Origin of the sequence: Micromonospora sp. NPDC005257 (genome assembly GCF_042872445.1) — a bacterium.
In the GTDB taxonomy this organism is placed as follows: Bacteria; Actinomycetota; Actinomycetes; order Mycobacteriales; family Micromonosporaceae; genus Micromonospora.
Map to the genome: position 1 here is coordinate 185,535 of NZ_JBIAKL010000010.1, position 14,947 is coordinate 200,481.

The 14,947-nt window shown below is 73.4% G+C and carries 15 protein-coding genes; 6 read left to right on the forward strand and 9 right to left on the reverse strand.

What is annotated here, in order from left to right; translation table 11 throughout:
- Window positions 1–56 precede the first annotated feature (56 nt).
- The gene (locus ACFYO8_RS22040; RefSeq protein WP_355096132.1) at window positions 57–1,400 is read right to left on the reverse strand and encodes a class I SAM-dependent methyltransferase; all 1,344 of its coding nucleotides are present in this window, start codon (window positions 1,398–1,400) and stop codon (window positions 57–59) included.
- Complete coding sequence (locus tag ACFYO8_RS22045) at window positions 1,397–2,782, reverse strand: FAD-binding oxidoreductase (RefSeq protein WP_355096134.1); 1,386 nt, start codon at window positions 2,780–2,782, stop codon at window positions 1,397–1,399. Before ACFYO8_RS22045 ends, ACFYO8_RS22040 begins: the two co-directional genes overlap by 4 nt.
- Before the next feature lie 32 nt (window positions 2,783–2,814).
- Between ACFYO8_RS22045 and ACFYO8_RS22050 the strand changes: the two genes are divergently transcribed.
- The 3 genes from ACFYO8_RS22050 to ACFYO8_RS22060 are packed head-to-tail and all read left to right on the forward strand — an operon-like array spanning window position 2,815 to window position 4,064.
- On the forward strand, window positions 2,815–2,982 hold the full coding sequence (locus ACFYO8_RS22050) for a hypothetical protein (protein WP_355096136.1): 168 nt from the start codon (window positions 2,815–2,817) through the stop codon (window positions 2,980–2,982).
- 10 nt (window positions 2,983–2,992) lie between these two features.
- Entirely contained in the window at window positions 2,993–3,277 is a 285-nt protein-coding gene (locus ACFYO8_RS22055) for a DUF427 domain-containing protein (RefSeq protein WP_354865186.1), read from the forward strand.
- A gap of 58 nt (window positions 3,278–3,335) precedes the next feature.
- Window positions 3,336–4,064 carry an RICIN domain-containing protein gene (locus ACFYO8_RS22060; protein ID WP_357706617.1) on the forward strand — a complete coding sequence of 243 codons (729 nt, stop codon included), beginning with the start codon at window positions 3,336–3,338 and terminating at the stop codon, window positions 4,062–4,064.
- 4 nt (window positions 4,065–4,068) lie between these two features.
- Here the strand turns inward: ACFYO8_RS22060 and ACFYO8_RS22065 are convergent, their stop codons facing one another.
- The gene (locus ACFYO8_RS22065) at window positions 4,069–5,364 is read right to left on the reverse strand and encodes an MFS transporter (RefSeq protein ID WP_354865182.1); all 1,296 of its coding nucleotides are present in this window, start codon (window positions 5,362–5,364) and stop codon (window positions 4,069–4,071) included.
- A gap of 71 nt (window positions 5,365–5,435) precedes the next feature.
- Here ACFYO8_RS22065 and ACFYO8_RS22070 point away from each other — a divergent pair, with 71 nt between their 5' ends.
- Window positions 5,436–6,494 (forward strand): helix-turn-helix domain-containing protein, encoded by a 1,059-nt coding sequence (locus ACFYO8_RS22070; RefSeq protein WP_355095225.1) that lies wholly within the window; start codon window positions 5,436–5,438, stop codon window positions 6,492–6,494.
- A 15-nt stretch (window positions 6,495–6,509) separates the two neighbouring features.
- On the opposite strand, the gene ACFYO8_RS22075 is transcribed toward ACFYO8_RS22070, so the two are convergent.
- Both ACFYO8_RS22075 and ACFYO8_RS22080 read right to left on the reverse strand, forming a co-directional pair.
- On the reverse strand, window positions 6,510–7,004 hold the full coding sequence (locus ACFYO8_RS22075; RefSeq protein ID WP_387187301.1) for a hypothetical protein: 495 nt from the start codon (window positions 7,002–7,004) through the stop codon (window positions 6,510–6,512).
- Between the two features lie 98 nt (window positions 7,005–7,102).
- Window positions 7,103–8,092: a zinc-binding dehydrogenase gene (locus ACFYO8_RS22080; RefSeq protein ID WP_357706614.1), complete on the reverse strand. Its 990-nt coding sequence runs from the start codon at window positions 8,090–8,092 to the stop codon at window positions 7,103–7,105.
- Window positions 8,093–8,167: 75 nt separating this feature from the next.
- Between ACFYO8_RS22080 and ACFYO8_RS22085 the strand changes: the two genes are divergently transcribed.
- A complete protein-coding gene (locus ACFYO8_RS22085) occupies window positions 8,168–8,512 on the forward strand; it encodes a metalloregulator ArsR/SmtB family transcription factor (protein ID WP_354865176.1) in 345 nt (114 codons plus the stop codon).
- A 99-nt stretch (window positions 8,513–8,611) separates the two neighbouring features.
- On the opposite strand, the gene ACFYO8_RS22090 is transcribed toward ACFYO8_RS22085, so the two are convergent.
- The 3 genes from ACFYO8_RS22090 to ACFYO8_RS22100 form a co-directional block, all read right to left on the reverse strand.
- Entirely contained in the window at window positions 8,612–10,567 is a 1,956-nt protein-coding gene (locus ACFYO8_RS22090) for a VWA domain-containing protein (RefSeq protein ID WP_355095229.1), read from the reverse strand.
- A 2-nt stretch (window positions 10,568–10,569) separates the two neighbouring features.
- Window positions 10,570–12,093 (reverse strand): magnesium chelatase, encoded by a 1,524-nt coding sequence (locus ACFYO8_RS22095; RefSeq protein ID WP_387257474.1) that lies wholly within the window; start codon window positions 12,091–12,093, stop codon window positions 10,570–10,572.
- A 69-nt stretch (window positions 12,094–12,162) separates the two neighbouring features.
- Window positions 12,163–13,131: an aldo/keto reductase gene (locus ACFYO8_RS22100; protein WP_355095233.1), complete on the reverse strand. Its 969-nt coding sequence runs from the start codon at window positions 13,129–13,131 to the stop codon at window positions 12,163–12,165.
- A gap of 57 nt (window positions 13,132–13,188) precedes the next feature.
- Here ACFYO8_RS22100 and mgrA point away from each other — a divergent pair, with 57 nt between their 5' ends.
- A complete protein-coding gene (gene mgrA, locus ACFYO8_RS22105; RefSeq protein ID WP_355095235.1) occupies window positions 13,189–14,178 on the forward strand; it encodes an L-glyceraldehyde 3-phosphate reductase in 990 nt (329 codons plus the stop codon).
- A 1-nt stretch (window position 14,179) separates the two neighbouring features.
- Here mgrA and ACFYO8_RS22110 read toward each other — a convergent pair whose 3' ends face one another.
- A complete protein-coding gene (locus ACFYO8_RS22110) occupies window positions 14,180–14,893 on the reverse strand; it encodes a lytic polysaccharide monooxygenase (protein WP_355095237.1) in 714 nt (237 codons plus the stop codon).
- Window positions 14,894–14,947: the final 54 nt, after the last annotated feature.

Below are 14,947 nucleotides of genomic sequence, written 5' to 3' on the forward strand. Positions count from 1 at the left end.
TCAATGACTCCGACGAAAGGCCGCGCCGTCCGCGCGGCCTTTCGTCGTACCTCGTGTCAGGGCGTCCAGTCCGGACGCAGCGGGTACCCGTTCACCCCATCCGGGCCGTTGTGCGTGGCCAGCACGTGGTGCAACTGGATGCCGTTGCGCTCGAACGCCAGCCGGGAGCCGGCCAGGTAGAGCCCCCACACCTTGGCGGTGCCCGGCCCCACCTCGCCGACGCAGAAGTCCCAGTGCTCGACCAGGTTCCGGCACCAGCCGGCGAGCGTCAGCGCGTAGTGCTGCCGCAGGTTCTCCTCGTGGTGCACCTCGAACCCGGCGTCGTGGATCTCGCTGATCAGCCGGCCCGGGCCGGCCAGCTCGCCGTCCGGGAAGACGTACCTGTCGATGAACGCGCCGGAACGGTGCGGCGCCCGGTTGTCGGCCCGGGTGATGCAGTGGTTGAGCAGCCGCCCGCCCGGCTTGAGCCGGGCGCGCAGCGCGCCGAAGTAGGCCGGGTAGTTGCGCACCCCGATGTGCTCGGTCAGCCCGATCGAGGAGATCGCGTCGAACTGCTCGCGCGGCGCGTCCCGGTAGTCCAGGTGACGCACCTCGGCCAGCTCGCTCAGCCCCTCCCGCTCGATCGCCGCCCGCGCCCAGTCGGCCTGCGCCTTCGACAGCGTCACGCCGAGCGCCTTGACGCCGTACTCGCGGGCCGCGTGCCGGACCATGGCGCCCCAGCCGCAGCCGACGTCCAGCAGCCGCATCCCCGGCTTGAGCGCCAGCTTGCCGGCGACCAGGTCGTACTTGGCCCGCTGCGCCTCTTCGAGGGTGTCGCCGGGGCTGCGGTAGACCGCGCAGGTGTACGTCATCGACGGCCCGAGCACCTTCTCGTAGAAGGCGTTCGACACGTCGTAGTGGTGGGAGATCACGCTGCTGTCCCGGGTACGCGAGTGGCGCAGGCCGGTCATCAGCCGCCGCCAGCGCGGCGCCGCCTCCTGCGGCGGGGGCGGCGGCGGGCGCAGCCGTTCCCAGCCCAGCCCTCGGACCAGCGCGAGCGCCTCGCTCATCGCCGGGATCCGCAGCGGCACCTCGTCCTTGAGCACCCGTAGCGCCTCGTACGGGTCGCCCGGGTGCACCCCCTCCAGCCCCAGGTAGCCGCTGACGTAGGCCCGGGCCATGCCCAGGTCGCCCGGCGCGGTGAGCAGGTAGGACAGGCCCCGCTCGGTGCGGATCGCCAGGGTGATCCCGGCGTCGGCCGGGCCCACCGCGCTGCCGTCGTAGCCGGTGACCCGGACGGGCAGGTCGCCGGTGGTGACCGCGCGGACCACGTCCGCGACTGTGGGTCCGGTACGCCGCCCACCCGCCGGCGGGCCGGCGGGGGCGCTCGCCGCCCCCGGTGTTCGGTCGGTCAGACTCATGCTCGGGATACCGCCTTCTCGTACAGTCCGGTGAGTCGGTGGTCCGGGTCGTAGCGGTCCTTCACGGCACGCCAGGTGTCCCCGCCGTAGAGCCGGTCGAACTCGCCCCGGTCGTAGTACGCGTCGGAGTAGAGCGACTTGTGGCCGCCCAACTCCGACACCATGCCCTCGATCTGGCGGTTGACGTCGCCGTCGGCGGCGCCCGCCGCGATGGGGACGCTTCCCCAGAAACCGATGTTCACATACGTTTCGCCCGGTTGGAGCGGATATAGCGGCCACGCCTTCGCCGACCCGGGGCCGGACGGGTCGCGCAGCCGCAGCGGGCACAGCCACACCGGCGTCATGCCCACGTTCGCCGCGAACCAGCGCAGGAACTCGGGTGTGTGGTCCAGCGGGACCTCCACGTCCTGCACCACCCGTTCGCGCGCCGGGCGCCCCCGCCACCTGTCGACCCGGGCGGCCACCTGGTGCCGGTGCTCCAACCGGACGAGCCGGTGGTAGACGTCACTGCGCCGGTAGCGCCGCGGCCACAGCCGCCGCACCACCGGGTGCTGCACCCCGAAAGCCGCCGAGCACCAGAACCAGTCGGTGTCCCAGCGCCAGAGATAGTCGTACGCGGTGAGCGTGTCCCGGGTGCGCCGGCGCAGGGAGCGGTAGTAAATCTCCTGGCCGGTGTAGTCGGACGGCGCACCCTCGGCCTCGTCGGTGAACGCGCCCAGCACGAGGTACGCCTCGCCGGGGCTGAACACCACCCCGTCCATGGCGTCGACCGGCTCACCGCCCCACGCGCCCTTGGCGACCACCTCGCCGATCGCGTCGACCAGCTCCTCCAGCCGGGTGAACCGGATGTTGCGCAGCGCCACGTGCCGGCGGATCGGTTGCAGCTCGATGCGCAGCCGGGTGGCGTAGCCGAGGCTGCCCAGCGAGTTGGGGAAGGCGCGGTGCAGGTCGGCGTGCTCGCCCCGGGGCCGAGTCGTGACGATCTCCCCCGCGCCGGTGAGCACGTCCATCTCCAGCACCGACTCGTGCGGCAGGCCATTGCGGAAGGAGGTGGACTCGATGCCCAGGCCGGTCACCGCGCCGCCCAGCGTGATGGTGCGCAACTGCGGCACGACGAGCGGCATCAGGCCGTGCGGCAGCGTCGCCTCGACCAGATCCTCGTACGTGCACATGCCCTGCACGTCGGCCGTGCGGGCCGCCGGGTCCACGGCGAGCACACCGGTCAGGCCGCTCACGTCGAGCCCTGGCGTCTGCGGCGCGGAGCGGGGCCGGAACAGATTCGAGGTCTGCTTGGCCAGCCGTACAGGCTCCCCGGCGGGCACCGCGGCGTAGGAGCGCCGTAGCGTGTCCACCGCCCGTTCATGATCACGGACAGCGTGCATGAGATCACCTTACGCGAGGGGTACGACAATTCGTGGGATGTCCACGGTGGTCACCGGGTACGCGCGGCACCATCACGCCGTTCGGCTCCACCACCGCCGGGCCGGTCGTCGCCGACGCCGCGCTGGCCGCGACTGTCGCCGACGTGACCGACGAGGAGCCCGCGCGCGCAGCGGTGGCCGGCGCGCGGCGACCGGCATAGCGTGGAGGACATGCCGAAAGCCGTCTGGAACGACCTCGTCGTCGCCGAGAGCGACGACACGGTGCTGGTCGAGGGCAACCACTACTTCCCCCGTACCGCGCTGCGCGAGGATCTGATCCGAGAGTCCGACACCCACACGGTCTGCCCGTGGAAGGGCACGGCCTCCTACTACACGCTGGAACACGGCGGGGCCACCAGCCCGGACGCCGTCTGGTACTACCCCGATCCCAAGCCGGAGGCGGAGATGGTCCGCGACCGGGTGGCGTTCTGGAAGGACGTCCGGGTCGTCGACTGAGTCACCGTGCCGCCGGGGCGACTGGCACCCGGCGGCCCTGGTGGGTCACTATGCCCCCATGGCCGACCCGCACTCCGACCCGTCCGGCACCGTCTACGGCGCCCGCCGCGCCCGTGGTGTCCGTGGCGTCCGGCTGCCCCAGGACCCGCTGATGCGGATCGCGCTGGGCGTCGGTGTGGCGGGCGTACTCCTCGGGGCCTTCTTCGCCACCGGCGTGCTCGGCGGCGGCAGCGGCGACCGGCCGGTGGTGCCGGCGGCGGCAGTGCCCACAGCGGAGCCGAGCGAGCCGAGCGCGGCACCGACGGCGGAGCCCACGCCCACACCGTCGTCGCCCTCGCCGAGCGCGGCACCGACCACCCCGGCCGCGCCGGTGGCCACGCCCAAGGTGCTGCGGGGCGTGCCGTCCGGGCGCTGCCTCGGCGTGACAGGTGACGAGGCCGAGGGCGCGCAGGCCGCGCTCGCCGACTGCACCGGCGGTCCGGAGCAGCAGTGGGTGGTCACGCCGGTCACGAACGACGCCTACCTGCTCGTCAACGCGGCGAGCAGCAAGTGCCTGGACGTCAACGAGGCGAGCACCGACGACGGCGCCGACATCCAGCAGTGGTCCTGCAACGGGCAGGCCAACCAGCAGTGGCGGTTGCAGCCGGCCGGGAACGGCGCGGCGCTGCTGGTCGCCGTGCACAGCGGCAAGTGCGCGCAGGTCGACGACGCGGGCACCGAGGCCGGCCGCGAGCTGGAGCAGGCGCCGTGCAGCGGCGCCGCCGAGCAGCAGTGGACGGCCGGCTGACCGGTCAGCCCCGGTAACTCCAGGCCCGCCGGGCCGGCACCGGCAGCGTGGGCGTCGGCTCCCCGGCGGCACGGCGGTGCAGCAGCAGCGACAGCCCGGCCGCGCCGATCGAGAGCGCGCCCGCCACGTACCAGGCCGCCGCGTAGTCGCCGAGCCGGTCCCGGACCAGGCCCGCGCCGGTGGCCGCGAGCGCGGCGCCGAACTGGTGCGCGGCGAACACCCAGCCGAACACCACGGCGCCGGACGCGCCGAACCACTCCCGGCACAGCGCCACGGTCGGCGGGACGGTCGCCACCCAGTCCAGCCCGTAGAAGACGATGAAGACCAGCATGCTCGGCCGGGCCGAGCCGGCGAACAGGCTCGGCAGCACCAGCAACGACGCCCCGCGCAACGCGTAGTAGGCGCCGAGCAGCAGCCGGGCGTCGACCCGGTCGGTGAGCCAGCCGGAGGCGATCGAGCCGGCGATGTCGAAGAGCCCGACCACGGCGAGCAGCCCGGCGGCGGTGGTCTCCGGCATGCCGTGGTCGTGCGCGGCCGGCACGAAGTGCGTACCGACCAGGCCGTTCGTGGTCGCCCCGCAGATCGCGAACCCGCCGGCGAGCAGCCAGAACGCCCGCGTCCGCGCGGCGGCGGCGAGCGCGCCGACGGCCCGCGCCGCCGCACCGCCCTCCGGCCGGGCCGGCGGCACGACCTCGGTCGCGCCATAGGCAGGCCGCCCCAGGTCCGCCGGATGCTCCCGCAACAACCACACCACAAGGGGTACGACCGCCAGCGCGGCCCCGGCCACGACGAGTGCCGCCGTGCGCCAGCCGTGGTCGCGAACCAGCACCGCCAGCAGCGGGAGGAAGACGAGCTGCCCGGCCGCACCGCCGGCGGTGAGCACACCCGTCACCAGGCCCCGGCGCCTGACGAACCAGCGCCCGGTCACCGTCGCCACGAACGCCAGCGCCATCGAGCCGGTGCCCAGCCCGACGAGCACGCCCCAGCAGAGCATGAGCTGCCAGCTCTCGGTCATCCCCACGGTCAGGCCGCTCCCGGCGGCCACCAGCAGCAGCGCACCGGCCACCACCCGGCGGATGCCGAACCGGTCCATCAGCGCGGCGGCGAACGGCGCGGTGAGGCCGTACAGGAGCAGGTTGACCGAGACGGCGGCGGAGATGGTCGCCAGCGGCCAGCCGAACTCGGCGTGCAGCGGATGCAGCAACACGCCGGGAGTGGCGCGGAAACCGGCCGCCCCGACGAGCGCCACGAAGGCGACGGCGGCGACGAGCCAGGCCGGGTGCAGGCGGGATCGGGTCACCAATCGAGTCTCGGGCCGGGCGGTTCCGCGGGACGAGTGGCCGGAAGGCCATCGTGCGCAATGATCGGGCCATGTCCGTACCGCACCGGATCGCCGTCCTCGCCCTCGACGGCGTGGTGGCGCTCGACCTCGGCACCCCGGCCCAGGTCTTCGGCGCCGCCCGCGCCGACGACAGCGCCCCGCTCTACGCGGTGGCGACCTGCACCCCGGGCGGGTTGCCGGTACGCAGCAGCGCCGGCTTCCAGGTCCTCCCCGACCACGGCCTTGAGCTGCTGGACAGCGCCGGCACCGTGATCGTCCCCGGCGTACACGGCGGTCCGTCGATGCTCGGCGGCACCGTTGCCGCCGAGGTGGCCGACGCGCTGCGGGCCGCGTACGACCGGGGCGCGCGCATCATGTCCATCTGCACCGGCGCGTTCGTGCTCGCCGCCGCCGGCCTGCTCGACGGCCGACCGGCCACCACGCACTGGGCGCACGCGTCACGCTTCCGCCGCCTGCACCCCGGCGTACGGCTCGACCCCGACGTGCTCTTCGTCGACGACGGCCGCGTGCTCACCTCGGCCGGCGTGGCCGCCGGCATCGACCTGTGCCTGCACGTCGTCCGCACCGACCACGGCAGCGCGGTGGCCAACCGGGCGGCCCGCCGCTGCGTGGTGCCGCCGTGGCGCGACGGCGGGCAGGCCCAGTACATCGAGCGGCCGGTCCCCCGCGGCACCGACAACGGCACCGCCGCGACCCGCGAGTGGGCCCGGCAGCGGCTGCACGAGCCGGTGGCGCTGCGCGAGATGGCGGCGCACGCGCGGATGAGCGTCCGCACGTTCACCCGGCACTTCCGTTCCGAGACCGGCCTCAGCCCTGCGCAGTGGCTGCTCCAGCAGCGCACCGAGCACGCCCGGGTGCTGCTGGAGACGACTGATCTCAGCGTCGACCGGATCGCCCGGGACGCGGGATTCGGCACCACCGCAGCGCTGCGCCAGCACTTTCACGCCCGGGTCGGCGTATCCCCCACCGCCTACCGCCGCACGTTCCGCCCGTCTTCCGCACCGCCTTCGCCCGCTTCCGACGATCGTGGAGTTGTGGCGCCTGGAGGGCCGGACGCGCCGGAGTTGTCCACTGCCACAACCGCATGATCGGCGGCCCGGTGGTCAGGCGAGGTGGGGCTGGCGACGCAGGGCGCGGAGCTGGGTGAGGTGCAGCGGCAGGTGCACGCGGAGGTGCAGGTCCAGCACTCTGCCCCACGGCAGCGAGTCGTCCACGTCCAGATCGAAGCCCTCGCGCAGCACCGTGTCCACAGGAGTCTCCGCCGCCGGGCCGAGCCGTTCGGCCAACGCGCACAGCTTCTGGCTCGTGGCCCGGAACAGCGCGGCCAGGCCGTCCAGCCCGCCGCACTCGGAGACCAGCGCGTCCAGCTGCGGCCGGTGAACGGTGTCCAGGTCGTAGTAGGCGAACGGCGAGCCGGCCAGCACCGCCTCGGTCGCCTCGCTCATCAGCTCGTCGTTGGCGGCGAGGTGCGCCACGATCTGCTCCGCGCTCAGATCCCCCTCCGGGGGAGGCCCGAACCCACCCGCGTCGATCTCCGCGAACAACTCGTCGTACGCCTGCCGCAGCGCAGGGGCGTCCACCTCGTCCATGCCCCGCATCCAACCCTCGCCGACACCGCGAGCACCCCGCCTACCACGGCTGGTTCACCCGGACGCGTGAAGGCCGGCACCCCGTTTTGATCAACACGCCGAAAGGGTCATCCCTGAAGGTGAGCGACGTACTTGCCGTCGCCGCGGCCCTCGGCGAGCAACTGGTGGACCGCGGGCACGTCCGCGAGCGAGCCGACCTCGGTTATCGCGATGTCCAGTCGGCCTTCGGCGAGCAGGTCAAGGACCCTGCGCAGGCCGGCGGCGGCGCGGTGCGGCGTCGTCGCCCACAGGCGGCTGATGCTGAAGCCGCCGATGGCGAGATTGCCGCCGATCAGCCGTCCGGCCGGTGGCAGCGCAGCCTGGTCCCCGCCGCCCGCGTTGCCGAACAGGACGAGCCGGCCGCCGGAAGCGGTGACTCCCAGATCAGTCTCGATCATGGCGGTACCCAACGGATCGAGCACGATGTCCACCCCGTCGCCCCCGGTCGCTGCCCGCACCGCCCTGGTCAGGTCCACACTCCGCGCCACCGCCACGTCATATCCGCGCTTGAGCGCCGAGGCGACCTTGTCGGGGCGGCCCACGGTGCCGATGCGCAGCCCTCCGCCGAGCGCCGGCACCAGCTGGGCGACGGCGCTTCCGACGCCTCCGCTGGCCGAATGCACCAGCACGGTGTCGCCCGGGCGGAACCGGGCGGCGTCCTTCAGGAGGAGCAGCGCGGTCGTGAGCATGAGCGGGGCCGCCGCCGCAGCCGGCGACGAGACCTGGTCGGGCACCGGCACCACGAACTCGGCCCGCACCAGCGCCACGTCGGCGAGACCACCCCCCGCGGTGAACGCGGCCACCCGCTGACCCGCGGCGAGGCCCGTGACATCGGGACCGATCTCCCGGACCGCCCCGGACACCTCCAGGCCCGGCGCGTACGGCCAGGCGCCGACATAGCCGGCATCACCGCGGCGGGCCATCACGTCGAGGAAGTTGATCCCGGCATACGCCACGTCGATCGTCACCTCACCCGGCCCCGGCCGGGGCTCCTCGATCTCGCGCACCTCCGTACGGTCGACCCCTCGCGACGGCCCGATCATCACCAACGTGCGCATGGCAGCTCCTTCGACGTTCGTCGTATGACGAAGACCGTACTAGTTGTACGATGATTGTCGAATGAAAGGGGTGAGATGCCGAGATCGCAGCGCCGCCGCCCGACGCTCGTCCATCCGGAGCCGAACGAGTTCGACCTGCTGGACATCCTGCACGCACTGTCCGACCCGACCCGGATGACGATCGTGCAGACATTGCGCGCCACACCCGAGCGCGCCTGCGGCACCTTCCCCGTGGACGTCGCGCCCTCCACGCTCACCCACCACTTCCGGGTACTACGCGAGGCCGGAGTCATCCGCCAACGGGAGGACGGCAACCGCCGGTGGACCGCGCTGCGTGGCGAAGACCTTGAAACCCGCTTTCCCAGCCTCCTGGACGCGATCGTGACCGCCTACGAAAGCGGGCTCACGCCGCCCCGATGAGCGCAGTCAGAAGCAGCGAGACATTCACACCGTGTGCGCTCCGGCAATCGCACACCAGCTCGTTACGTGTTCCAGTGAGGTCGGCGGCCTGCTACTTGGTCAGTGGCGGCCGTGGCGGGCGCGTAGGTAGTCGGAAACCACGTACTCGCCCAGGTCGTCCAGGTCCGGGGTGAACATCCGGCCACCCGAACGTCGCGCCACCGCGTCCACGAACCGGCGCAGTCCCGGGTCGTCACCCAGCATGAACAGGTTGAGCGTCGCGCCGTACCGGGTCAGCCGGTCCACCTCCCGGATCGTCGCCGAGATGGTCTCCGGCAGCGGCGGCCAGTGGAAGTACGCCTCACCGTCCTCCGGGTCCAGGTGCGCTGTGGGCTCGCCGTCGGTGACCACCAGCACCACCGGCTCGGCGCCCGGGTGGCGGCGCAGGTGCCGGCCGGCGATCCGCAGCGCGTGCTGGAGGTTGGTGCCCTGCTGCATGTCCGGTTCCACCGCCGCCAGCTCCTGCTGGGTCAGCGGCATCGCCTCCCGGCCGAAGCCGACGATCTGCAGCGCGTCCTGCGGGAACCGGGTCGCCATCAGGTGCGACAGGGCCAGCGCGGTCTGCTTCATCGGACCCCAGCGGCCCTGCGAGATCATCGAGTACGACAGGTCGACGCAGAGCACCACCGCCGCCGACGCCCGCCGTTCGGTCTCCACCACCTCGAAGTCCTCGACCGCGAGCGGCACCGGCACTCCGGGGCCGGCCCGTCGTACCGCGCGGGTGAGCGTGCGCACCACGTCCAACGGTTGCTCGTCCCCGTACTCCCAGGGGCGGGAGGACCCGCTGACCTCGCCTGCCGCACCGGCGGTGCGGAGGTCGTGCTGGCCGCGCGGGCCGGCGGTCAGGTCGGAGAAGACGCGCCGCAACGCGGTGCTCGCGAGCCGGCGCAGCGCCTTGGGGCTGAGTGTCAGCCCGTCCGCGTCGCGGGTGACCCAGCCCTGACGGCGCAGTTCGCGTTCCAGTTCCCGCAACCGGCGTACGTCGTCGGCGGCGTCGCGGCCCAGCGTGCGGGCGACCGCCTCCACGTCGATCTCGTCGAGCGTGGCGCCGGCCTGGTCCTGGTCGAGGGAGTCCAGCAGCTCGTCGAGTTCGGCGATCTCGTCGAGCGCGCCGGTGGCCTCGCCGTAGCCGAGCGGCTGGTCGCCGCGGACCCGCTCACCGCGCTGCCAGTTCAGGTCCGGCCGCAGCGACCGGAGGTGGGCGTCGAGTTGGGACAGCTCGCCGGACAGCCGGTCACCGAGCGACTGGCGCATCAGCCCGGCGAGTTCCTCGCGCTGCCGGTCCGACAGCGACCGCATCAGCCGCTCACCGGCCGCCGCCCGCCGGGCCAGCACGTCGATCAGCTCGTCGACGTCCCCGGGTCGTTCCGGGAAGAACTCGCCGTGCCGGCGCATGAACTCGGCGAACGCGTCGGTGGTGTCCTCGGAGCGGGCGTGCCGGGCGAGCAGGTCGTTGAGGTCGCGCATCATCTCGGCGAGCTGCCGCTGGACAGCCGGGTCGGCGGCGGCCCGCGCGGCGTCGCGCATCCCGGCGAAGCGCTGCTCCAGCACGTCGTCGCGCAACCCGTCGAGGATCCGCTGGTACGTCTGCCGCGCCTCGGCACTCGCCCAGTCGTACTCGGAGAGTGCCGACACCGCGCGGGCGGTGGAGCGGGGCAGGTTGTCGAGCATGGCCTCGGCGAACCGGGCGTCGTCGCCGTCGCGGCCGCGCAGCTCGTCGCGTTCGGCGGCGAGCGCCTGGTCGAGCAGGGCCCGGGCCCGGGTGACGGCGCCGTCCAGGTCGCCTCGGCGCAGCGCCTCCCGGCGCAGGCGGCGGGCGCGGGCGGCCAGGTCGTCCAGCCCGCCGCGCCCCTGAGGGCCGCGCCGCAGCAGCTCGCGCAGCGACTCGCGCAGGCTGCCGCCGGCCAGCACGTCCGAGCCGACCGCGTCCACCGCGGCGCGCACGTCGTACGGCGGGGCGAGCGGGTCGGGTCCGCCGCGCCACTGCCCGTACCGGAAGCGGTTCCCGCCGGCCACAGTCAGTCCCGGTCCCCGTAGACGGTGCGCCCGGAGTCGGTGACGTCCTTGCCGAGCCGGCGGGTCAGGTGCAGCCCTTCCAGCACGAACTCGATGCCGGCGGCGGCCTCCTCCGGGCTGGGCGCGTCGCCGAGCCCGAGGCGGTCGAGCACCTTGGCGAGCCCCGGTACGGTGCCGACCTGGCGCAGCAGCTCGGCCGAGGAGACCAGCTCGCCGGTCTCGACGGCGCCGCCCTCGGCGACGATCGCGGTGAACCCGGACAGGTCGAGCCCGGCCAGGCGGGCGCGGAACGTCTCGGCGGTGGCGGTACGCAGCAGGTGCGCGAGCACCTCGGTCTCGCGTCCCTCCTCGCCGCTCTCGAACTCGACCTTGCCGCGCAGCGTGGAGGTCACCGACACGGTGTCCCCGATCCGGGCCACCGGCGCCTCCGGACGCGACGCCGATCCGGCGCCGCCCGAAGCCGCAGCACCCGCACCGGCCGAAGCAGAGGCAGAGGCACCGGCACCGGCACCGGCACCGGCCAGCAGACCGGAGCGGCGCAGCGCGGCGGCGGCCACGGTCTCCGCGGCGGCGATGGCGAACCGGGCGGACACGCCGGAACGCGGGTCCACCGACGGGGACTCCCGCACGTCGCGGGCGAACCGGGCCAGCACCTCCAGCACGTGCTCCGGCACGACGGCGACCAGGTCGGCCTCCTGCCGGATCAGCGCCAGCTCCAGGTCGAGGTCGAGCGGGTAGTGGGTACGGATCTCCGCCCCGAACCGGTCCTTGAGCGGGGTGATGATCCGGCCCCGGTTGGTGTAGTCCTCCGGGTTGGCGCTGGCCACCAGCAGCAGGTCCAGCGGCAGCCGCAGCTGGTAGCCGCGCACCTGGATGTCGCGCTCCTCCAGCACGTTGAGCAGCGCCACCTGGATGCGTTCGGCCAGGTCGGGCAGCTCGTTGACGGCGAAGACGCCCCGGTTGGTACGCGGCACGAGCCCGAAGTGGATGGTCTCCGGGTCGCCGAGTGTGCGCCCCTGGGCGAGGCGGATCGGGTCGACGTCGCCGATCAGGTCACCGACGCTGGTGTCCGGCGTGGCGAGCTTCTCGCCGTACCGCATCGAGCGGTGCAGCCAGCCGATCGCCAGGTCGTCGCCGGCCGAGTTGACGAGCGCCCGGGAGGCGGGGGTGAGCGGGTGCATCGGGTGCTCGTTGAGCACCGAGCCGGGGATCACCGGGGTCCACTCGTCCAGCAGCGCGCCGAGCGAGCGGATCAGCCGGGTCTTGCCCTGTCCGCGTTCGCCGAGCAGCACCATGTCGTGCCCGGCGAGCAGCGCGCGCTCGACCTCGGGCAGCACCGTGTCCTCGTAGCCCACGATGCCGGGGAAGCGATCCTCGCCGGAGCTCATCCGGGCGAGGAGGTTGTCTCGGAGTTCCTGTTTGACCGTGCGGTACTGGTGGCCGGTCGCGCGCAGCTCGCCGAGCGTGCTCGGCAGGTCGGCGGGCGGGACCGGGGAAACCTGATTGGGAGCGGTCACCCGATCCACGCTAGCGCGGTCCGGCTCCGGGTGCGCCTGTCGTCGTATCCACGACCACGAACGCACCCGGGGCGCGGCTCACTTCCCGAGGCGGGCGCGGATCATCCGGGGCATCGCGGCCAGCCCGGTCACCGGGCGGAACGCGTGCGCGGCGGCGACCAGGGCGGCGTACTCGTCGTCGGCGAGGTCGATCTCGGCGGCGGCCGCGTTGCGTTCCATCTGCTCGACCCCGGAGGCGCCCGGGATGGCCACCACGTTCGGGTGCCGCAGCACGTACGCGAGCGCGATCTGGCTCGGCGTGGCGTCGTGCGCGTCGGCGACCTCGCGCAGCGTGGCGATCAGCGCGGTGCCGCGTTCCAGGTTCTCCGGCAGGAAGTACGGGTTGGCCCGGCGGACCGCCCCGGCCGGCGGGTTCGTCGCGTCGTAGCGGCCGGAGAGGAAGCCCTGCGCCAGCGGGGAGTACGCGATGACGATGCGGCCGGCCTGCTCCGCGTACGGGATGAGGTCTTCCTCGGGGCCGCGGTCGATCATGCTGTAGCGGACCTGGTTGCTCAGCACCCGGCGGCCCAGCGCGGCCTCGGCGAACCGCCAGCGGCGCAGCCCGTAGTTGCTGACGCCGACCTCGCCGACCAGCCCGACGTCCTGCAACGAGCGCATGCCGCGCATGGTGGTGGTGTCGGCGACCACCGGGTTGGCCTGATGCACCTGGTAGAGGTCGATGCCGTCGACGCCGAGCCGGGCGGCGGAGGCGACCGCGCGCTGCTGCACCACCGGGGCGACCGGCAGCAGCGGGAAGATCTTGCTGGCGACCACCACCTTTGCCCGGTCGTCGCCGAGCGCCGCACCGAGGATGCGCTCGCTGCGGCCGAAGCCGTACAGCTCGGCGGTGTCGAACAGGGTCACGCCCAGGTCGAGCGCGCGCCGGACGATCTCGGCGGCCCGGCGTTCGTACTCGGGGCCGTAGCCCCACTCCTTGGAGCCGAACTGCCAGGTGCCGAGGCCGATCTTGGAGATGGGCTTGGGGGTGTCGAGCCGCACGTAACGCATGAGGCCGAACGTACCCGCACCGCTGCGGCCACACTCCCGCGGCGACAGAATGGCCTCGTGACATACCTCGCCAGCGACGACCGTTACCACGAGATGATCTACCGCCGCAGCGGCCGGAGCGGGCTGAAGCTACCCGTCATCTCCCTCGGCCTGTGGCACAACTTCGGACCGGACCGGCCCTTCGAGCGGCAGCGCGACATCGTCCGCCGCGCCTTCGACCTCGGCATCACCCACTTCGACCTGGCGAACAACTACGGACCGCCGCCCGGCGCGGCGGAGGAGAACTTCGGCCGGCTGCTGGCCACCGACCTGAAGCCGTACCGGGACGAGCTGGTGATCTCCAGCAAGGCGGGCTACCTGATGTGGCCCGGCCCGTACGGCGAGTGGGGCTCGCGCAAGTACCTCATCTCGTCGCTGGACCAGTCGCTGCGCCGCCTCGGGCTGGACTACGTCGACATCTTCTACTCGCACCGGTTCGATCCGGACACGCCGCTGGAGGAGACGATGGGCGCGCTCGACGCGATCGTCCGCTCCGGCAAGGCGCTCTACGTCGGCATCTCCAACTACGACTCGGAGCAGACCGAGCGGGCCGCCGAGATCCTCCGCGACCTGGGCACGCCGCTGCTGATCAACCAGCCGTCGTACTCGATGATGAACCGCTGGACCGAGCGCGACGGGCTGCTGGACACGCTGGAGCGCGTCGGGGCCGGCTGCATCGCGTACAGCCCGCTCGCCCAGGGCCTGCTCACCGACCGTTACCTGGACGGCATCCCGGCCGACTCCCGGGTGCGCACGAGCGTCTTCCTGGACGAGAGCGACCTCGACGACCAGACGATGGGGACGGTCCGGGGTCTCGCCGCGGTGGCCGAGCGGCGCGGGCAGACCCTGGCTCAGCTCGCCCTGGCCTGGGCACTGCGCGACCCGCGCATGACCAGCCTCATCATCGGCGCGAGCAGCGTGGGGCAACTGGAGGGCAACGTGGCGGCGCTGGACGACCTCGCCCTGGACGGTGACGACCTGGCCGAGATCAGGAAGGTGCTCGGCTGAGTCACCAGATCCGGCGCCGCCCGACGCGGTGGTTGCGGACCCCACACGGCTGCCCGGGCGGCGGCCCGCCGGCCCGGCTCAGCCGCATCCCGACCACTGCCGCCGCGAGCAGCGCGACGACGAGCGCCGCCGCGCCGACGAGCAACGGCCGGGACAGCGGCCCGTCGTCGGTCACCGCCGCGACCGGCACCGCCGACTCGTCGCCGGTCGCCGCTCCGGCGAGGGTACGCGGAGGCGACGCGCTCGCCTTCGGGGCTGCCTTCTCCTCCAGGTCCGCCCAGGTCAGCACGCCCCGGGGCGAGTACGAGCCGGTGGTGACGTAGTACCGGAACGTGCCCCGATGCGGGATGGTGGTGCGGTAGCGGAACGTGTGCGACGCCCCGGCGGTCAACGTGGTTGCCGGCCAGTCGGCGCGCGGCAGGTCCAGTCCCCGGTACGCGGACAGCCCGCCGCTGCACAGCTCCCCGTCCGGGATGCGTTCCCGGTCCCGCCCGTCGATCCGGGCGACCCGGATGTTGTCCCACTCGCGTACCGCCGCTCCGGCGGCTATCGCGGCCCGGCAGGCGGGCGTCCGCGCCCGGCCACCCTCCGGCCCGCACGCGGCGGCCCGGCTCAGCGGGCTGGTCGGCGCACCGTGCGCCGCGGCCGGCGCGGCGGTCAGCGGCACCGTCGCGGCGACGGCGGCGAGCGCGGCGAGCGCGCGACGTGCGGCCATGTGATCGACCTCCCGCGCACTGGTACGGCCGCGAGCCGCCAAAGGTTCGATCCG